The sequence below is a fragment of the Micromonospora sp. NPDC048830 genome, assembly GCF_043198215.1.
Taxonomy (GTDB): domain Bacteria; phylum Actinomycetota; class Actinomycetes; order Mycobacteriales; family Micromonosporaceae; genus Micromonospora.
Genome location: NZ_JBICUP010000010.1, coordinates 54686 through 75991 on the forward strand (window position 1 = coordinate 54686; position 21306 = coordinate 75991).

Consider the following 21306-nt stretch of genomic DNA (forward strand, 5'->3'; position numbering starts at 1 on the left):
CGGGCGCGGGGCCCGGAAGGAGTGGCCGCCGTCAGGTCCCGACGCGGGTACCAACGACCCGAGGTCACCCTTCCAAGCCTTCGCACAGCCCTTGTCGGTCGATCGAGAGCCTCCCGTCGCCCGCCGGCTCCCCTGACCATTGGCAGCTGACCTGCAAAGGTGCCCGCCTTTCCCGGCGTCGACAGGGGGCCTCGCCTCAGGAGCGGGCGGGGGTGGGGTGGGCGGTCAACTCCGGGGGCTGCTGCATCTGCTGCCACATCTTCTTCTCGGCCATCGCGAGGTAGAGGCGGGTCAGCTTGCCCATGGCCCAGCGGGCCAGCGCCGTACGCGGCTCCGCGGCCGTGGCGACCTGGACGGACTGCTGGCGCACCCACCGGACCCGGTCGTACCGGCGGCGCTCGTACGCCCGCAGCGCGGCGGCGACCCCGTCGGGGTGGGACAGGTCGCCGGCGGCGAGGGCGTCGGCGAGCACCACCGCGTCCTCCACGGCCTGGCAGGCGCCCTGCCCGAGGTCGTTGGGCATCGCGTGCGCGGCGTCGCCGAGCAGGGTGACCACGCCGTCGCCCCAGTCCTCGTGCCACTCGTGGTACCAGACGTCGGTGCGGATGATCGCCTCGGCGGGGGTGCGGGCCACCCGGTCGCGCAGCACCGCCGGCAGCACCCGGGCGAGTTTCACCGCGTGCTCGTGCTCCCGGCCCGGCTGCTCCCGCTCGCCGGCGGGCGCCTTCCAGGACAGCGTCCAGGCCGCCCGGTCCCCGCCGATCGGGTAGACGCCGCCGCCGACGCGGGTCTCCTCGTCGTGGAACAGCAGCGGCACCTCGGGCACGAGGCCCTGGGCGCCCGCGCACACCCCCCGGTACGTGGTCCGGCCCAGGTAGACGCCGGGCACCTCGCCGCGCAGCTGGGTGAGCACGGCGGAGCGGACGCCGTCGGCGCCGACCAGCGCCGCCCCGGCCACCGTGTCGTCGTCCAGCAGCACCTCGACGCCGTCGCCGGCGTTCCGGTAGCCGGTGACCCGGCGGCCGTGGTGCACCGGCACGCCCCGCTCGGCGCACGCCTCCAGCAGGATCGCCGCGAGGTCCATCCGGCCGATCGACAGCGACGGCAGCGCGTCCGGCCAGATGTACGGGTGGGTGCGCATGCTGAACCGCAGCCGCCCCCGCGAGTCGTGGTTGCGGATCTCCACCACCCGCTCGGCGGCGGCCAGCAGCCGGTCGCCGAGGCCCAGCCAGCCCAGCGGGGTGGAGGCGTTGCTCCACAGGGTCAGGCCGCTGCCCGGGGCGGTGCGGATCTCCTCGGCGGTGCGCCGCTCGTACACCTCGACGGGCAGGCCGTGGCGGGCGAGGGCGAGGGCGGCGGTGAGGCCGCCGATCCCCGCCCCGGCGACGATGATCGGCCTACTCGGATGCATCGGTGCTCCCTTCCTGGGGGTGGTCCGTGCCGCCGCCAGGCGGAGCCGGGATGAACCCGTCGGCGACCAGCGCGTCGAGGTAGCGGCCCAACAGGGCGGTGTCCACCCGGGGCGGCGGCAGCGCGCCGCCGAGCAACTCCCGGGTGTTCCGGTCGTCGAAGATCGGCTCGCCGGGGCCGGTCACCCGGCCCTCGGCCAGCGGGGCGTACATGGCCAGCACCGGGCCGAGCAGCTCGTCGCCGTTCCGCGCGGCCTCGCCGACGGCGGCGTACCACTCGTCGAGCGACGCCCGGCGCACCGGCCAGCCCCGGTCGGTGAGGGCGTCGGCCAGCCGCACGAGGGGCACCTTCTCGTCGAGGGCGAAGTGGAAGGTGCGCCCGAGGGCGTCACGGCGGCGGGCCAGGCCGGTGATGACCGCGGCGAGGTGGTCGACGGGTACGAGGTCGGTGGCCAGCCCGGTGTCGGGCACCAGGCCGGTGCGCACGCAGGCCCGGATCACCTGGCTGACCAGGTCGTCGGTGCGCCAGGTGCCGGTGCGGCTGTCGCCGCCGATGCGGCCCGGCCGGTACACGGCGACCGGGACGCCCCGGGCCCGGGCCAGCTCCACCACCTGCTCGGCCACCCACTTGCTGTGGTTGTAGCCGGTGTCGGTGGACGGCGGCGGGGCGTCCGGCAGGGTGTCCTCGCGCAGCACCAGGCCGGTGGCGTCGGCGGGGCCGTCGCCGCCGGTCGGGGCGAGCCCGCCGAACACCGACATGGTGGACACGTAGTGGACCGGCAGCGGCCGGTCCAGGGTGGCCAGCCGCAGGATCTCGATCGTGCCGGCCACGTTGCCGTCGCGCAGCATCGCGTACGGGCGCAGGAAGTGCACCACCGCGCCGCAGTGGTAGATCTCGTCGACCTCGCGGGCCAACGCGGCGAAGCGGTCCGGGGCGAGGCCGAGCCGGGGCGAGGCCAGGTCGCCGGGCAGCGCCCGGAACCGGTCGGCCCACTCGGGACGCCAGCAGCGGTAGCGGCGCAGCTGCTCCTCCAGCCGCTGCTGGGCATCCGCCTCGTCGCGGCCCCGCACCAGGCAGAGCACGGTCGCGCCGGCCTCGGCGAGCTGCCGGGCCAGGTACGCCCCGAGGAACCCGGTGGCCCCGGTGAGCAGCACCGTGCCGGGGCGGTCGACCACGCGCACCTCGCCGACCGGCCGGACGTCGTCGGGCAGCGCGATGTCGGCGCGCAGCGCGGCGGCGTGCTCGGCCTCGGCGACGGCGGTGTCCACGCTGCCCTGCTCGTCGAGCAGGTCGGCGAGGGCGCCGATCCGGGACCGCTCGAACAGCACCCGGACGGGCAGGTCGACGCCCCACAGCCGGCGGATGGTGGCGTGCAGCCGGGCGGCGAGCAGGGAGTGCCCGCCGATGGCGAAGAAGTCGTCGTCGAGGCCGACGCGCTCCACGCCGAGCGCCTCGGCGACCAGCCGGGTCAGCCGCCGCTCGGTCGGGGTGCGCGGCGGGACGTACCCGGTGCCGCCGACCGGGCCGGCCGGGGCGGGCAGCGCCTTGCGGTCGACCTTGGCGTTGGGGGTCAGCGGCAGGGCGGGCAGCGCCACCACGGCCGCCGGGACCATGTAGTGCGGCAGCCGCTCGGCCACGGCGGCCCGGGCGACGCGGACCAGCTCGTCCTCGTCGCCGGCCCCCTCCGCGGGGACGACGTAGCCGACGAGACGCTTGTCGCCGGGGCGGTCCTCGCGGACCACCGCGACCGCCTCGGCGACGCCGGGGGCGGCGCGCAGCGCGGCGGCGATCTCGCCCAGCTCGATGCGGAAGCCGCGCAGCTTCACCTGGTCGTCGGTGCGCCCGAGGAACTCCAGGTTCCCGTCGGGCAGGTACCGGACCAGGTCGCCGGTGCGGTACAGCCGCTCCCCCGTCACCGGGTGCCGGGCGAACGCCGTCTCGGTCAGCTCGGGCCGGTGCAGGTAGCCGCGGGCCAGCCCGGGGCCGCCGATGTACAGCTCGCCGGGCGCGCCGATGGGCCGGGGCCGCAGCCGCTCGTCGAGCACCCGCACCACCGTGTTGACCACGGGCCGCCCGATCGGGGGGTGCCCGCCGCCGACGATCTCGTCGGTAACCGTGGCGTACACGGTGGTCTCGGTGGGGCCGTACCCGATGAGGAACCGCTTGCGGCCGCCCCACCGCTCGGCGACCTCGGCCGGGCAGTCCTCGCCGCCGGAGCCGAGCAGCTCCAGGGTGGGCACGTGCTCCGGGGAGAGGTGGGCCAGCAGCGACGGCGTCATGAAGGCAAAGGTGATCCGCTGCCGGTTGATCAGGTTGACGATCTCCACCCCGCCGGCCAGGTCCTTCGGCTGCGGCACCACCAGTGGCACGCCGTTCAGCAGGGACAGCACCATCTCCAGGACGGAGACGTCGAAGCTGAACGGGGCGAACTGGAGCACCCGGCTGCCGGCGTGCAGCCCGGCGAGGTAGCGGGTCAGCCACAGGTTCGTCACCGACCGGTGCTCGACGGCCACGCCCTTCGGGGTGCCGGTGGAGCCGGAGGTGTAGATGACGTACGCCAGGTCGTCCGGGCCGCTGCGCCGGGGCGGGTCGGTGGCGGGCAGGCCGGCCAGGTCGGGGTCGTCGAAGGTGACGACGGTGGCGTCGACGTCGGTGAGCCGGTCGGTCAGGGCCGCCTGGGTGAGCAGCACCTTCGCCCCCGAGTCGGTGATCATGAACGCGACCCGGTCGGCCGGGTAGCCGGGGTCGATCGGCACGTACGCGCCGCCGGCCTTGAGCACGGCCAGGACCGCGACGACCATCTCGACGCTGCGCTCGGTGAGCACCCCGACCAGCGCGTCGGCGGCGACGCCGAGGTCGATCAGCCGGTGGGCGAGCCGGTTGGCGCGGGCGTTCAGGTCGGCGTACGTCACCGTGTCGTCGCCGAACAGCACGGCCGGGCGGTCCGGGGTGGCGGCCACCTGGCGGGTGAACAGCTCCGGCCACGTCGCGTCGGGCAGTTCCCGTTCCGGGCCCCGGCCCCACGCGTCGAGCTGCGCGGCCTCCTCCGCCGGCAGGTCCGGCAGGGCGGACACCGACCGGTCCGGGTCGTCGGCGATCTCGGCGAGCAGCATGGCCAGGTGCGCCAGCATCCGGTCCACGGTGGCCGGGGCGAACAGGTCGGCGTCGTACTCGGCGAGCAGCCGCCAGCCACCGGCGTCGGTGGGCACCATCGTCACGGTCAGGTCGGTCTTGGCGGTGCCCGGGTCGAACGGCAGCGGCTCGGCGCGCACCCCGGCGAACTCCCGGTCGGCGGCGGCGACCCGGTCGACCAGGGCGAAGCCGACCTGCGCGACGGGGGTGCGGGACAGGTCCCGGGTCAGGCCGAGCCGCTCGAGCAGCACGTCGAACGGCACGTCGGCGCGGGCGTACGCGGCCAGGCAGGTCTCGCGGACCCGGTTGAGCAGCTCGGCCACGCGCGGCTGACCAGCGAGGTCGGCGCGCAGCACCAGGGTGTTGGCGAAGAAGCCGACGACGTTCTCGGTCTCCGGCCGGTCCCGGCCCGACACCGGCACGGCGACGCCGAAGTCGGCCTGCCCGGCGTACCGGGACAGCGTCAGCTGGTACGCGGCCAGCGCGACCATGAACGCGGTGGCGTCGTGCCGCCGCGCGACGCCGGTGAGCCGGTCGACCACGGCCGCGGGTACCTCCGCCTCCCGCTGGCCGCCGCGGTGGCCCCGGGTGGCCGGGCGGACCCGGTCGGTGGGCAGGTCCAGCACGGGCAGCCCGGCCAGCCGCTCGGTCCACCAGCTCAGGTCCTCGTCGTGTCCGCCGGCGGCGAGGCGGTCCCGCTGCCAGGCCGCCACATCGGCGTACTGGACGGCCGGCGGCGGCAGGTCCACAGGGGTGCCGGCGACCCGGGCCCGGTACGCGGCCACCAGGTCCCGGACGACGACCTGGGTGGACCACTGGTCGCCGACGGCGTGGTGCAGGGCCAGCAGCAGGTGGTGCTCGTCGGCGTCGACCCGGACCAGGGTGGCCCGCACCAGCGGCGCGGTGGCCAGGTCGAACGGGGCGGTGAGCCGGTCCCGGGTGAGCGCGGCGACGGCCGCCACGTCGCCGGCCAGGTCGACCCGCTCCACCGGCACGGTCAGCTCGGGGTGGACCCGCTGCGCCGGCTCGCCGTCGACCACCTCGAAGCTGGTGCGCAGCGCCTCGTGCCGGGCCACCACGTCGGCGAACGCGGCGGCCAGCGCGTCGGCGTCCAGCGGGCCGCGCAGCCGCACCGCGCTGCCGATCACGTACGCCCCGGCGCTGTCCGGGTCGAGCTGGTGCAGCAGCCAGAGCCGGCGCTGCGCCGGGGCGGCCGGCAGCAGCCCGCCGTCGCGGGGCACCGCCGGGATCGCGTCGGCCCCGACCTGGGCCGCGTCGTGCGACCCGGGGACCGCGTCATCGCCGTCGCGCTCGCGGCGGATCCGCTCGGCGAGCCCGGCGACGGTGGGCCGGTCGAACAGGTCCCGCACCCCGGCGTCGACGCCGAGCGCGGCGCGGGTGCGGCTCATCGCCCGGGTGGCCAGCAGGGAGTGCCCGCCGAGGTCGAAGAAGTTGTCGTGCACGCCGACGGCGTCGACCTCGAGCACCTGCCGCCAGATGTCGGCGACGGCCTGTTCCAGCTCGTCGCGCGGGGCGACGTGACCGGCGGTGTCGCCGCCGTGCCGGGGCTGGGGCAGCGCCCGCACGTCGAGCTTGCCGTTGGCGGTGCGGGGCAGCACGTCGAGCAGGGTGAGGCTGGCCGGCACCAGGTACTCCGGCAGCAGCCGGCGGGCGTGCACGCGCAGCTCGGCGGGGGCGGCGCCGGGGCGGGGCACCACGTACCCGGCCAGCTCGGTGTCGTCGGCGCGGCCGGCCCGGGCCACCACCACGACGTCGGCGACGTCCGGGTGTTCCCGCAGCACGGCCTCCACCTCGCCCGGCTCGACCCGGAACCCGCGGATCTTCACCTGGGCGTCGGTGCGGCCGAGGAAGTCCAGGTTCCCGTCGGGCAGCCAGCGGGCCAGGTCGCCGGTGCGGTACAGCGTCCCGCCGGGGCCGGCGTACGGGCTGGCGACGAAGCGCTCGGCGGTCAGCTCGGGGCGGCCGGAGTAGCCGAGGGACACACCCGGGCCGCCGATGGCGACCTCGCCGTGGGCGCCGAGCGGCACCGGCCGCCGGTCGGCGTCGAGGAGCACGATCCGCAGGTCGGGCAGGGGCCGGCCGACCAGGCGCCGGCCCGGGTCGGCCAGCTCGGCGGCGCGGACGACGTGGAACGTGGCGTGCACGGTGGTCTCGGTGGTGCCGTACATGTTGATCAGTTCGGGGCGGGCGTCGCCGTACCGGTCGAACCAGCCGGCGAGGATCCGCACGTCGAGGGCCTCGCCGGCGAAGACGACGTAGCGCAGCGAATCGAGGCGGTCCCCGGCGGCGGCGTCGGCCGCGGCGAGCTGGCGGAACGCGGTGGGCGTCTGGCTGAGCACGGTGACCCGGTGCCGGGCCAGCAGCGCCCGCAGCTCGGCCGGTTCCCGGCCGGCCAGGTACGGCACGACGACGACCCGGGCGCCGGTGAGCCACGCGCCCCACATCTCGAACACCGACACGTCGAAGGCGACGGAGTGGAACATGCTCCACACGTCGTCCGGGGTGAACCGGAACCGGGTGGCCGAGCCGGTGACCAGGCGGACGACGTTGCGGTGGGTGACCATGACGCCCTTGGGCCGGCCGGTGGAGCCGGAGGTGTAGATCAGGTACGCCACGTCGTCCGGCCCGGCCGGCTCGGCGTCGTCGGCCGGCGCGGCCCCGCCGGCGACATCGGCCGGGGCCAGGACCGGGCCGGTGAAGCCGTCGAGGGGGCCCGCCGCGACCAGCGCCCGCACGCCCGCGTCGTCGAGGACGTAGCGCATCCGGTCGGCCGGCCAGCTCGGGTCCAGCGGCACGTAGGCGGCGCCGGCCTCCAGCACGCCGAGCACCGCGACCAGCAGGTCGAGGGTGCGGTCGAGGTGGATGCCGACCCGGTCGCCCCTGGTCACCCCGGCCGCGCGCAGCCGCGCCGCCAGGCCGGTCGCCCGGTCCAGGAGCTGCGCGTACGTGAGGCGGTCGGCGCCGCACTCGGCGGCCACCGCGTCCGGGGTGCGCCGGGCCTGCTCCCGGAACCGGGCGGTGAGCCCGGGGGTCTCGGGCTGCGGGGCCTGCCCGACCCACTCGCCGAGCAGCAGCCGCTCCTCGTCGGCGGTGAGCGGGGCGAGGTCGGCCACCGGGCGGGCCGGGTCGCCGGCCAGCTCCTCCAGGACCAGCCGGAACTGGGCGGCCATCCGGTCCACGGTGGCGGCGTCGAACAGCTCGGCGTCGTACTCGACGCGCAGCCGCAGGTCGCCGTCCGGGTCGGGCACCAGCATGATCGACAGGTCGAACTGGGCGGTGCCGGGACGCAGGTCGACCGGGGCGACCTCGACCGTCCCCATGGCGCGGGCCGCGGCCGGGGTGTTCTGCACCGCGAACAGCACGCTGAACAGCGGCGTCTGCGCCCGGTCGCGCACCGGCCGCTGCTCCTCGACGAGCTGGTCGAACGGGACGTCGGCGTGGGCGTACGCGTCCAGGCAGGTGGCGCGCGCCCGGTCCAGCAGCTCCCCGACCGTCGGCGCGCCGGTGAGGTCGGCGCGCAGCACCAGGTTGTTGACGAAGAACCCGACCAGCGGTTCCAGCTCGGTGCGGGGCCGCCCGGCGACGGGCGAGCCGACGGCGAAGTCCCGCTGGCCGCTGTACCGGGCGAGGGTCAGCTGGCAGGCGGCCAGCCCGACCATGAACAGGGTGGCGGAGCGGCGCCGCCCGGCCTCGGTGACCCGGCGGACGACGTCGGCGGGGATACGGTCCCAGCGCAGGTCGCCGCGCCAGGCGCGGGTCGCCGGGCGGGGCCGGTCGGTGGGCAGTTCCAGGGCCGGCAGGTCGGCCAGCCGGTCCCGCCAGTACGCCAGCTGCGCCGCCGCGGGCGGGCTGGCCGTCCACTGCCGCTGCCAGGCGGCGTAGTCGCCGTACTGCACGCCCAGCGCGGGCAGCGCCTCGCCGCCGGCGCCGGTCACCGCGGCGTACGCGGCGACCAGGTCGCGGGCCAGGATCTGCACCGACCAGCGGTCGCAGATGGCGTGGTGCAGGGCCAGGTGCAGGACGTGCTCGTCGGCGGCGAGCCGGACGAGGGTGGCCCGCAGCAGCGGCGCGGTCCGCAGGTCGAACGGGACGCCGGAGAGTTCGGTGAGGGTGTCGTCGAGCGCGCCGGGGTCGGCCAGCTCCACCCGCTCCAGCGGCACGACGGCGGCGGGCGAGACCACCTGCACCGGTTCCCCGTCGGCCTCGTGGAACGAGGTGCGCAGCGTCTCGTGCCGGGCCACCACGGCGTTCAGCGCGGCGTGCAGCGCGTCCGGGTCGAGGGGGCCGGTGAGCCGGACGGCGCTGTCCACCGTGTACGCCCCGGCGCCGGCCGGGTCCAGCTGGGCGAGGAACCACAGCCGGCGCTGGCCGGAGGACGCCGGCAGCACGTACCGGCCGGCGAGGTCGCCGCCGACCTGCGGCATCCGGAACTGCGCGGGGATCGGCGGCAGCGCGGCGGGCTCGGCGGCCGGCGCGGCGGCCCCGGCACCGGCGTCCGGCGCGGTCGTGCCGGCGCCGGCGGGCAGGGCGGCGGCGAGGCCGGCGACGGTCGGGGTGGCGAAGACGGCCCGGACCGGCAGGTCCACGTCGAGGGCGTCGCGGATGCGGGACACCACCCGGGTGGCGAGCAGGGAGTGCCCGCCGAGGGCGAAGAAGTCGTCGTCGCGGCCGACCCGGTCCAGCGCGAGCACGTCGGCGAAGATGGCGGCCAGCCGCTCCTCGGCCGCCCCGCGCGGGGCGTCGTACGCGCCGATGTCCGGCCGCAGGCCGTCCGGGGCGGGCAGCTTCGCCCGGTCGACCTTGTTGCGGTTGGCGGTCAGCGGCAGCGCGTCGAGCAGCACCAGGGCCGAGGGCACCATGTAGTCGGGCAGCCGTTCGCGGCACGCGGCGTGCAGCTGGCCCGCGAGGGCGGGCCGGTCGACGGCGTCGGGGTGGTGCAGGTCGGCGTAGCCGACGAGGCGCTGGTCGCCGGGGTTGTCCTCGCGGACGACCACCACCGCGTCGCGGACCTGCGGGTTGGCCCGCAGCACCGACTCGATCTCGCCCAGCTCGATGCGGTGCCCGCGCACCTTCACCTGGAAGTCGACCCGGCCCAGGAACTCCAGCCAGCCGTCGGCCCGCCAGCGGACCACGTCGCCGGTGCGGTACACCCGCGCGCCGGGCACCTCGGGGTGCGCCACGAACCGCTGCGCGGTCAGCTCCTCCCGGTCCCAGTACCCGGACGCCACCCCGGCGCCGCCGATCAACAGCTCGCCGGGCACCCCGATCGGCACCCGCCGGCCCGCGTCGTCCACCACGAGCAGCTCGGTGTTCGCCACCGGGCCGCCCAGCGGCAGCGGGTCCTCGCCGCCGACGACCCGGTACACCGTCGACCACACCGTGGTCTCGGTCGGCCCGTACAGGTGCCAGACGTCCGCGCCGGCGCCGTACAGCCAGTGCGCCAGGTCGGCGGGGACGCGCTCCGCGCCGGCCAGGGCGGTGAACCCGGCGGGCGGGCGCCAGCCGGCCTGCTGGAGCAGGCGCCAGGTGGTCGGGGTGCCCTGGAGGTAGGTGACGCCGCTGCGGGCCAGCCGCTCGGCCAGCCGCTCGCCGTCGACGACGGTGGCGTGCGGGATCATCTCGATCCGCGCGCCGACCACCAGCGGCAGGTAGACGTCGAGCACCGGCATGTCGCAGGACAGCGTGTTGGCGGCGCCGACCACGGCCGCGGGCCGCATCCCGGGCCGGTTGGCCATGGTGAGCAGGAGGTTCACCACCGGCCGGTGCGGCAGCACCACGCCCTTGGGGCGGCCGGTGGAGCCGGAGGTGTAGATCAGGTACGCGGTGTCGTCCGGGCCGGTGCGCTCGGGCAGCGGCTCGGCGGGGTGGGCGGCGACGGCGGGGCGGTCGGCGTCCAGCCGGACCACGGTGACCGCCTCGGGCAGTTCGGGCAGCAGGTCGACCAGCCCGGCCTGGGTGAGCACCACCGACGCGCCCGAGTCGGCCAGGATGAACGCCACCCGCTCGGCGGGGAAGTCCACGTCGACCGGCACGTACGCGGCCCCGGCGCGGAGCACGCCGAGCAGCGCGACGAGCACGTCGCAGCAGCGCTCGGCGAACAGGGCGACCCGGTCGCCGCGGGTCACGCCGGCCGCGCGCAGGTGCCGGGCGAGCTGCCAGGCCTGGGCGTCGAGCTCGGCGTACGTCAGGGAGCCGGTCTCGTCGGCGACGGCGACCCGCTCGGCGAACTCGGCGAACCGGGCGGTGACGTACGCGTCGAGGCTGGCCTCCGGCACGGCCGGGCGGGCGCCGGTGCCCCACCGGTTGAGCCGGGCCCGCTCCTCGGTGGGCAGCACGGGCAGCGCGGACAGCGACCGGTCGGCGTCGGCGGCGAACGCGTCGAGGACGAGCCGGTAGTGGGCGAGCAGCCGGTCCACGGTGCCGGCGTCGAACAGGTCGGTGTTGTACTCGGCGACCACCGTCTGCGCGACGGTGTCGACCCCGGCGGGGAAGACGGTGAACGTCAGGTCGTACTTGGCGGCGGTCTCCGGGGCGCGCAGCGGCGTGGCGTCGACGTCGCCGAGGCGCAGCGACGGCGCCGGCAGGTGCGCGGCGATGAACATGACCTGGAACAGCGGGCTGTGCGCGAGGTCCCGGTCGGGGCGCAGCCGCTCGACGAGGCGCTCGAACGGCACGTCCGCGTTGGCGTACGCGTCGAGGCAGGTGTCGCGGACCCGGTCGACCAGCTCGCCCACGGTGGGGTCGCCGGCCAGGTCGGTGCGCAGCACCAGGTTGTTGGTGAAGTAGCCGATCAACGGCTCCAGCTCGGGGCGGTACCGGCCGGAGATCGGCGAGCCGACCGGCACGTCGACGGTGCGGGCGTACCGGGACAGGGTGAGCGCGTACCCGGCGAGCAGGGCCATGAACAGGGTGCCGCCGCGGCCGGCCGCGAGGGCGTCGAGGCGGGCCACGAGGTCGGCGGGCAGCTCGGCGGTGCGGGTGGCGCCCCGGTACGTCTGCACGGCCGGGCGGGGCCGGTCGGTCGGCAGGTCCAGCACCGGCAGGTCGGCGAGCTGGCGGCGCCAGTGGTCGAGCTGCCGCCGCTCGGCCGGGCCGTCGGCCCAGCGCTGCTGGGCGACGGCGTAGTCGCCGTACTGGACGGGCAGCTCGGGCAGCTGCGGCTCGCCGCCGGCGGCCAGGGCGGCGTACGCGGCGGACAGCTCGGTGGTCAGCGCCTCGACGGCCAGCCGGTCGCCGACGGCGTGGTGCAGGGTGACCAGCAGCGCCGCGTCGTCGGCGCCGAGGGTGGCCAGGACGACCCGCAGCAGCGGCGGGGCGGCCAGGTCGAACGGGCGGGTGGCGGCGTCGCGGAGCAGGCCGGCCAGGGCCGCGTCCGGGTCGCCGGCGTTGGTCAGGTCCACCTCGGACAGCGGGGTGGGGACGGCCGGGTGGATCACCTGCTCGGGTTCGCCGTCGACGGCGGCGAACCCGGTGCGCAGCGTCTCGTGCCGGCGCACCACCAGGTCGACGGCGGCGCGCAGGGCGGCCGCGTCGAGCCGGCCGTGCAGCCGCAGCCCGCCGTACAGGTGGTAGGCGGCGGCGGTGTCCGGCTCGAACTGGGCGAGGAACCAGACCCGGCGCTGCTGGAACGAGGCGGGCAGCCGGACCCGGCCGTCGGGGTCGGGCCGGCGCGGCGCGGCGGCCAGCTCCGGGCTGCCGGACGGGCCGCCGAGGTTCAGCACGGCGGCGAGCCGGGCGACGGTGGGCTGGGCGAACACGGCCCGCACCGGCACCTCGCCGCCCAGCTCGGCGGCGATCCGGCCGACCAGGCCGGTGGCGAGCAGGGAGTGCCCGCCGAGGGCGAAGAAGTCGTCGTCGCGGCCGACCCGGTCCAGCCCCAGCACGTCGGCGAAGATCGCGGCGAGCCGCTCCTCGGCCGCCCCGCGCGGGGCCTCGTACGCGCCGGCGCGGCGGGCCGGGTCGGGGGCGGGCAGGGCCCGCCGGTCGACCTTGCCGTTGCCGGTGAGCGGCAGCGCGGGCAGCTGCACCAGCGTGGCCGGCACCATGTACTCGGGCAGCCGGTCGCGGCAGGCGGCGCGCAGCTCGTCGGGGTCGGCGTCGCCGACGTGGTACGCCACGAGGCGCTGGTCGCCGGGGGTGTCCTCGCGGACGACCACCACCGCGTCGCGGACCTGTGGGTGCGCCCGCAGCACCGACTCGATCTCGCCCAGCTCGATGCGGTGTCCGCGCACCTTCACCTGGAAGTCCGCCCGGCCCAGGTACTCCAGCGAGCCGTCGGCCCGCCAGCGCGCCACGTCACCGGTGCGGTACACCCGCGCGCCCGGCGTCTCCGGGTGCGCCACGAACCGCTGCGCGGTCAGCTCGTCGCGGCGCCAGTAGCCCGACGCCACCCCGGCGCCGCCGATCCACAGCTCGCCCGGCACGCCGATCGGGGCCCGCCGGCCCGCGCCGTCGACGACCAGCAGCTCCGTGTTCGCCACCGGGCCGCCCAGCGGCACGGGGTTCTCGTCGCCGGTGACCCGGTGCACGGTGGACCATACCGTCGTCTCGGTCGGCCCGTACAGGTTCCACACGGGCGCGCCGGTGGCCGCGAGGGCGCCGGCCAGGTCCGGCGGGAACGCCTCGCCGCCGCACCAGACGGCGAGGTCGGGGCCGGGGCGCCAGCCGGCGGCCAGCAGCAGCCGCCAGGTGGCCGGGGTGGCCTGCACGACGGTCGCCCCGGCGGCGGCCAGGTGCGCGGCGAGCCGGGGGCCGTCGGCGGCGACGTCGCGGGGCACCACGTCGACCCGTCCGCCGACGGTCAGCGGGCCGAACAGCTCCAGGGCGGCGATGTCGAACGAGAGCGTGGTGACCGCGCACAGCACGCTGTCAGGCCCGAGGCCGGGCCGCTCGGCCATCGTGGCCAGCAGGTTGCCCAGGGCCCGGTGCGGCACGGCGACGCCCTTCGGGGTGCCCGTGGAGCCGGAGGTGTAGATGACGTACGCGAGGTCGTCGGGGCCGGGCCTGGCCGGCCACGCGTCGGCGGCGGGCAGGTCGCCGTCGACGCGCAGCACCGCCACGTCGCCGGGCAGCGCGTCGGCGGTGGCCGCGTCGGCGAGCACCAGCGCGGCCCCGGAGTCGGTGAGGACGAAGCGGACCCGCTCGGCGGGCAGCGCGACGTCGATCGGCAGGTACGCGGCCCCGGCGCCGAGCACGCCGAGCAGCGCGGCGGGCAGGTCGGCGTCCCGGTCCACGGCCACGCCGACGAGCTGCCCGGGGCGTACGCCGGCGGCGTGCAGCGCGGCGGCGACCCGCTGCGCCCGGGCGACCAGGTCGGCGTAGCTGAGCCGGCCGGAGGCGCCGCTGACCGCGGTGCGGCCCGGGTCGGCGGCGGCCCGGGCGGCGACCAGGGCGGGCAGGGTGTCGGCGGGCGCCTCCCGGGTCGGGCCGCGGCCCCACTCGACGAGCTGGTCGCGTTCGGCGTCGGCGAGCAGCGGCAGCTCCGACAGCGGCCGGCCGGGGGCGGCGACCGCCGCGTCGAGCACCAGCCGCAGGTGGTCCAGCAGCCGGCGGGCGGTGGCCGGGTCGAACAGCGCGGCGTTGTGCTCGACGGTGACGGTCAGCGCGCCGTCGGCGCGCGGCACGCAGGTGACGAACAGGTCGAACTTGGCGGTGCCCGGGTCCACCCGGAACAGCTCGGCGGTGATGCCGGTGGCCCGCAGGGCGGGCAGCGGCACGTTGCCGAAGACGAACATCACCGAGAACAGCGGGCTGCGGGCCAGGTCGCGGTCGGGGCGCAGCCGCTCCACGACCCGCTCGAACGGCACGTCGCCGTTGGCGTACGCGTCGAGGCAGGTGTCGCGGACCCGGCCGAGCAGGTCGGCGAAGCCGGGGTCGGCGCTCGCGTCGACGCGCAGCACGAGGTTGTTGACGAAGAAGCCGACCAGGTGCTCCAGCTCCGGCGCGCGTCGCCCGGCGACGGGGGTGCCGACGGCGAGGTCCTCCTGGCCGGAGTGCCGGGCCAGCACGGCGGAGAACGCGGTGAGCACCGTCATGAACAGCGTGGCCTGGTGCTCGCGGCCCAGCCGGTCCAGCGCCGTGACCAGCTCGGCGGGCAGCACCGCGTCGACGGTGGCGCCCTCGAAGGTCTGCGCGGCCGGGCGGGGCCGGTCGGTGGGCAGCTCCAGCGGCGGCAGCCCCGCCAGCCGCCGCTCCCAGTACGCGAGCTGGCCGGACTCCTCCTCGCCGCCGACCCACTCCCGCTGCCAGGCGGCGAAGTCGCCGTACTGCACGGGCAGCTCGGGCAGCGTCGCCTCGACCCCGGCCACCGCGGCGTCGTAGCAGGCCAGCAGCTCCCGGACGAACACCGCGCCGGACCACTGGTCGTAGACGGCGTGGTGGAACGCGACGACGAGCACGTGGTCGTCCGGGCCGAGGCGGTACAGCACCACCCGGAACAGCGGCGGCGACGTCAGGTCGAACGGCCGACGCAGCAGCTCCCTGATGTCGTCGGCCAGCTCGGCGTGCACCGCGTCGGTGTCCGCGCCGGCCGGGACCCGGCCGGTGGCGTCGACCTCCTGCACCGGCACCGTCAGCTCGGTGGCGACGGCCTGCACGGGCTCGCCGTCGACCAGCACCAGGCCGGTGCGCAGCGTCTCGTGCCGGCGCACCATCGCGGCGACGGCGGCGCGCAGGGCCGCGACGTCCAGCCCCCCGGCGATCCGCAGCGCGCCGTGCTCGGTGTACGAGGTGGCGCTGGCCGGTTCGAGCATGTCGAGGAACCAGAGCCGGCGCTGCCCGTACGAGGTCGGCAGCAGGTACGCCTCCCGGGTGCGGACCGGGTTGTCATCGACGCTCATTGGCGCGGGCACCTCTCTGTGGCGGCACGAATCTTGCGAGGGCGGGACGGGGTCGACCCGCCGGGCAGGGGGAACCCGGCGGGCCGACGGATTCAGACCCGCTGCGCCACCCGCGCCTGGCGGGCGATCACCGGCGGGGCGGCGGCCGGGCGGCGGCTCAGCTCGTCGATCGCGCCGGCCAGCCGCTCCAGCACCGGGTGGTCGAAGATCGCGCGGACGGGCACCTCGACGCCGAGCGCGTCGCGCAGCTTGAACACCACCCGGGTGGCCAGCAGGGAGTGCCCGCCGAGGGCGAAGAAGTCGTCGTACACGCCGGCCTTCTCCACGCCCAGCATCTCCCGCCAGGCGGCGGCGACCGCCTCCTCGGTGGGGGTGCGCGGGGCGACGTACTCCCGGTCCAGGTCGGGCCGGGCCCCGTCGAAGCCGGGCAGGGCGGCCCGGTCGGTCTTGCCGTTCGGGGTGAGCGGGAACCGGTCCAGGGTGACCAGGTGGGCGGGGACCATGTACTCCGGCAGCACCGCGCGCAGGCCGGCGGTCACGTCGGCGTCGCGCACCGTCGCGCCGTCGGCCGGCACCAGGTACGCCACCAGCCGGGTGTCCCCGGCGATCTCCCGGGGCAGCACCACCGCGTCGGCGATCTCCGGCCGCTCCCGCAGCACCGCCTCGACCTCGCCCGGCTCGACCCGGAAGCCGCGGATCTTCACCTGCTGGTCGGCGCGGCCGAGGAACTCCAGCTCCCCGTCGTCGGTCCACCGGGCCAGGTCGCCGGAGCGGTACATCCGCTGCTCGCCCTCGCCGGCGTACAGGTCGGGCAGGAAGCGCTGGGCGGTCAGCTCGGGCAGGTTGCGGTAGCCGAGGGTGACCCCGGCGCCCGCGACGTAGATCTCGCCCCGCACCCCCGGCGGCACCGGCATGCCCCGCGCGTCGAGCAGGTAGATGCGCAGGTCGGGCAGGGGCCGGCCGACGTTGCTGCGGACCGGGCCGCCGACGTCGGCGCGGGTGATCTCCCGGTACGTCGAGTGCACCGTGGTCTCGGTGATGCCGTACATGTTGACCAGCCGGGGCTGCTCGTCGCCGTACCGGTCGAACCAGGGAGCCAGCACCGGGGTGTCCAGGTACTCGCCGGCGAAGATGACGTAGCGCAGCGGCAGCCGGGGCGCGCCGTCGGTCAGCGCCGGCGCCATGAACTGGCGGAACGCCGACGGGGTCTGGCTGAACACGGTGACCCGCTCGGCGGCGAGCAGCGCCAGCAGCGCCTCCGGGTCGCGGATCGTCTCGTGCGGCACGACCAGCAGCCGGGCGCCGGTGGAGAACGCGCCCCACATCTCGAACACCGACACGTCGAAGGCGTACGAGTGGACCATGCTCCACGCGTCGTCGGCGGTCAGGTCCATCAGGGTGGCCGCCCCGGCGACGAGGCGGGCCACGTTCGCGTGGCTGACCAGCACGCCCTTGGGGTGGCCGGTGGAGCCGGAGGTGTAGATCAGGTAGGCCACGTCGTCCGGGCCGGGGCCGTCGGCCGGCGCCTCGGCCGGCCGGGCGGCGATCGCCTCGGCGGCGGTGTCGAGGTTGACCACGGTGCCGGCGAACCCGGGCGCGGCGTCGCCCACCGCGTCGTGCGTGACGAGGGCGGTGACGTCGGCGTCGGCAAGGATCCAGCGCATCCGCTCGGCCGGGTGCCCCAGGTCCAGCGGCACGTACGCGGCCCCGGCGGTGAGCACGCCGAGCACCCCGACGACGGTGTCGAGGGACCGCTGCAGGCACAGGCCGACCCGGTCGCCGGGCCGTACGCCGACCGCGCGCAGGTGCTGGGCGAGCCGGTTGGCGCGCGCGGCCAGCTCGGCGTAGCTGAGCGTCTGCCCGGCGTAGGTGAGCGCGGGGGCGGCGGGGGCGGCGGACGCCGCGCGGGCGAACAGCTCGGGCAGGGCCGCGACGGGCTGCGGCTCGGTGGAGTTCCACTCCAGCAGCACCTCCCGCCACTGCTCGGTGGGCATGACGTCCATGTCGCCCAGCCGCAGGCCGGGGTACAGGGTCATGTTGGTCAGCGTGGCGGAGAACTGGTCGACCAGCCGGCGCACGGCGGACTCGGTGAACCGGGTCTGGTCGTACACCATCCGGGGCACCGGCATCGCCTCGCCCGGCATCACGATCATCGTGATCGGGAAGTGCGGGCGGCCGTCGTAGGTGGACTCGACCAGCTCCACCTGGTGCAGCGCCATCTCCGGCACCGGCACGTTCTCGAAGGCCAGGTCCAGCTCGAACAGCGGCCGGTTGCCCGGCAGGTCGGCCAGCCCACGCAGGTCGGTCAGGGAGATGTCGGCGTGCTCGCGGGCCTGGGCCATGTCGTTCTGCAGCTCGCGCAGCCAGTCGATCAGGTGGGCGTCGTCGCGGACCCGGGCGCGCACCGGCATGGTGGCCAGCATCGGCCCCATGATCCGCTCGGCGCCGGTCAGCGTGGCGGGCCGCTGGGTGCCGGTGGAGCCGGCGACGACGTCCTCGCGGCCGAGGTGCCGGCTCAGCACGATCATCCAGGCGCCCTGCATGAGGGTGTTGAGGGTCAGCCCGTGCTCGCGGCCGAACGCGGTCAGCGCCGGGATCTGCTCCAGCAGCTCCGGGGTGGGCAGGACGGCGTGGGTGGGCTCGCCGGCGGGCAGCGGCTCGGCCGGCGCGGGGCCGAGCTCCAGGGCGTCCGGCGAGGTGTGACCGGCCAGGTACCCCCGCCAGAAGTCCTCCGTCGCCGACCGGTCCTGCCGGGCCCACCACGACAGGTACGCCCGGTACGGCCGGGCCGGCGGCAGGTCCGCGCTGCCGCCGGTGGCGTACGCGTTGTACAGGGCGGTCAGCTCGGCGAACGCCAGCCCGAACGACCAGCCGTCCATCAGCAGGTGGGAGAAGCTCCAGAAGAACTCCCACTCCTCGTCGGCGAAGCGGATCAGCTTGCCGCGCATCAGCGGGGCGACCGCGTAGTCGAAGCCGGTCATCCGGTCGTCGAGGGCGAACGCGTCGTACCGCTCGCGCTGGGCGTCCGGGTCGGCGTCGCGCCAGTCCAGCACCTCGATGGGGAACGGCACGTCCCGGCGGACCACCTGCAGCGCCTTGTCGACGCCCTCCCAGTGGAAGCTGGTGCGCAGCACCGCGTGCCGGTCCACGATGGTCTGCCACGCCCGCTGGTACGCGGCCACGTCGAGCGGGCCGCGCATCCGCATGGTGACCTGCTCCAGGTAGATGCCGCTGCCCGGCGAGTACAGGTTGTGGAACAGCAGCCCCTCCTGGATCGGGGACAGCTCGTAGACGTCCTCGATGCCCTCGTGCTCCATCAGTCGCTCCTCCCGGGCCGGGGCGTGCCGGCTCGCGTGTCGTTCGTCGGGTCAGGTCGGTCCCGGCCCGGCGCGGCGGCCGGGGCGTCGTGGCCGTCGGGCAGGGCGGCGAGCACGGTGGCCGGGCCGTCGCCGTCGGGGCCGTCGGGCAGGGCGGGCAGCACCGGTACGCCGGGGGTGGTCTGCCGGAGCAGGGCGGCGAGCGTGGCCCCCGGCCCCACCTCCACCAGCCGGTCGTCGCCGGCGAGCTGCCGGGCCGCCTCGGCGAACCGCACCGGCTGGCGCAGCTGTCGCAGCCAGTGGTCGGGGTCCCCGGCCTCGTCGGCGCTGACCGGCCGGCCGCTGACCGTGCTCAGCCAGCGGATCGCCGGCGGTCGCAGGGCGGCGCCGGCCAGGGCGGCGGCCACCTCGCCGAGCCGGGGGGTCACCTGGTCCGGGTGCGCCGCGACGGGTGCCGCCGGCCGGTGGCAGGTCACGTAGAGCTGGGCGAGCGTCCGCTCCAATCGCCGCAGCTCCGGCTCCGGCCCGGCGACCACGCAGGACTCGGGCGTGTCGAGGGCGACGAGGCGGACCTCGGGGGCCAACTGGGCGGCGACGTCGGCGTAGGGCAGCCCGACGGCGAGGGTGGCGGTGGGCGGCAGGTCGGCGTGCAGCCGGCCGTGGGCGGCCACCAGGCGCAGCGCGTCGGCCGGGTCGAGCACCCCGGCCACGCAGGCGGCGGTGACCTCCCCGACGCCGTACCCGAGGACCGCGTCGGGGGTCAGGCCGCGGTCGGCGAGCAGCCGGGTCAGCGCGTACTCGAGGACGAACAGCGCGGGGTCGGCCAGCCCGGCGGGGACGTCCCCGGTCGCGGGGCCGAGCAGCACCTCGCGGGTTCCGTCGGCGAGCGGGCCGTCCAGGGCGGCGAGGGCGGCGTCGACCTCGGCCCGGACCACCGGTTCGGCGTGGTACGCGGCGCGGCCCATCCCGGGCCGGGCGGCGGCCCGTCCGGGCAGCAGGAACACCAGACGGCTCCGTCCCGCGCCGCTGGTGACGGCGCGAGGGCTGGCGGGCCGGACGATGGTCCGCGGCGTCTGCGTCATCGGGTCCCCTCTCCGCCGTGCCCGGCGCGGCGCCGGCCGGCGGGTCGCCCTGCCTCGATCACGTTGCCAACCGGGTCCCGGTGCGACCGCCCTCGGACGGAGACTCCGCCCGGGCACCTCCCGGCCCGACCCGGCGGCGGTGCCCGAACGGCTACCCGGCCGGCGGGCCCGACCGGGGGCGGCGGCCGGGTCGTTCACCGGATCACCGCCAGGATGCCCCGCCCTTCAGGGCGGGGAGGAAAGGCGGACGTGCCGTCAGCCATGACTGTCCTTTCTGGTATGACTGGTTTTGTGCGGACGGCGTACAGGTGTCGGGTGTACCCGACCCCGGAGCAGGCGGTGGTGCTGAACCGCACGTTCGGCTGCGTCAGGGTGGTGTGGAACCGCACTCTCGCCGCCCGTCACGCCCGCTGGCACACCGAACGGAAGTCCACCTCCTACGCGGAGACGGATCGGGCGCTGACCGAGATGAAAAAGCAGCCCGACCTGGCGTTCCTGGGTGAGGTGTCGTCGGTGCCGTTGCAGCAGACCCTGCGCCACCAGCACACCGCCATGACCGCCTTTTTCCAGAAGCGCGCCCGGTATCCGCGCTACAAGTCCCGCCACGGCCGCCAGTCCGCCTCCTACACCCGGTCGGCCTTCCGAATGCGTAACGGCAATCTGACGTTGGGAAAAACACCCGGTGTGCTGCGGTTTGTGTGGTCGTGGCCCGACGTCGACCCGGCCGGGTTGGATCCGACGATGGTGACGGTGTCGCGTGACCCGGACGGCCGCTGGTTCGTCACCTTCGCCGTCGACATCGCCACACCCACCCCACCCGAACCGCCGGGCGAGGTGGTGGGCGTCGACCTCGGCCTGACCGACTTTGCGGTGCTGTCCACCGGCGAACGCATCTCCCATCCCCGGCACATGGAGCGCCGCGAACGCCGACTCAAGCGGTACCAGCGGATGATGGCCCGAAAACAGAAGGGCTCCGCCAACCGCGCCAAAGCCAGACGGAAAGTGGCGCGCGCGCATTCGCGAGTGCGTGACGCCCGCCGGGACTTCCTCCACCAGCAGTCCACGACCCTGGTACGCCGGTTCGCCGCCATCGCCGTAGAGGACCTGGCGGTGGCGAACATGGTCCGCAACCGGTCCCTGGCCAAGGCGATCTCCCGCACCGGCTGGGGCGAGTTCCGCACCCTGCTCACCTACAAGGCCCACCGCGACGGCCGCGCCTTCGCCGTCGTGGACCGCTGGTATCCGTCGTCGAAAACCTGCTCGACGTGCGGGCACCTGCTCGCCACACTCTCCCTCGGCACACGCCACTGGCGGTGTCCGGGGTGCGGCACCCGGCATGACCGGGACGTAAACGCCGCCAAGAACATCGCCGTCGCGGCCGGGCTGGTCGAGACACAAAACGCCTGCGGAGCGGACGTCAGACACGAAGGAACTCCTTCCGTGCTGTCTGCGGTGAACCAGGAACCCCAACCCGCGAGGGTCGGAATCCCACGCCTCTAGGCGGGG

At 76.2% G+C, this 21306-nt stretch carries 5 protein-coding genes; 1 reads left to right on the plus strand and 4 read right to left on the minus strand.

Annotated elements, in window-relative coordinates; all coding sequences use genetic code 11:
* Positions 1 to 196 precede the first annotated feature (196 nt).
* The 4 genes from ACGFIZ_RS11850 to ACGFIZ_RS11865 all read right to left on the minus strand — a co-directional run bounded on the left by ACGFIZ_RS11850 (position 197) and on the right by ACGFIZ_RS11865 (position 19800).
* A complete protein-coding gene (locus ACGFIZ_RS11850) occupies positions 197 to 1411 on the minus strand; it encodes an FAD-dependent oxidoreductase (RefSeq protein ID WP_393418358.1) in 1215 nt (404 codons plus the stop codon).
* A complete protein-coding gene (locus ACGFIZ_RS11855) occupies positions 1398 to 15401 on the minus strand; it encodes an amino acid adenylation domain-containing protein (RefSeq protein WP_393418360.1) in 14004 nt (4667 codons plus the stop codon). Before ACGFIZ_RS11855 ends, ACGFIZ_RS11850 begins: the two co-directional genes overlap by 14 nt.
* Before the next feature lie 92 nt (positions 15402 to 15493).
* Complete coding sequence (locus tag ACGFIZ_RS11860; protein WP_393418362.1) at positions 15494 to 18718, minus strand: amino acid adenylation domain-containing protein; 3225 nt, start codon at positions 18716 to 18718, stop codon at positions 15494 to 15496.
* The gene (locus ACGFIZ_RS11865; protein ID WP_393418364.1) at positions 18718 to 19800 is read right to left on the minus strand and encodes an acyltransferase domain-containing protein; all 1083 of its coding nucleotides are present in this window, start codon (positions 19798 to 19800) and stop codon (positions 18718 to 18720) included. The genes ACGFIZ_RS11860 and ACGFIZ_RS11865 overlap by 1 nt, the downstream gene beginning before the upstream one ends.
* A gap of 279 nt (positions 19801 to 20079) precedes the next feature.
* On the opposite strand from ACGFIZ_RS11865, the gene ACGFIZ_RS11870 reads away from it, so the two are divergent.
* Complete coding sequence (locus tag ACGFIZ_RS11870) at positions 20080 to 21300, plus strand: RNA-guided endonuclease InsQ/TnpB family protein (protein ID WP_393418366.1); 1221 nt, start codon at positions 20080 to 20082, stop codon at positions 21298 to 21300.
* Positions 21301 to 21306: the final 6 nt, after the last annotated feature.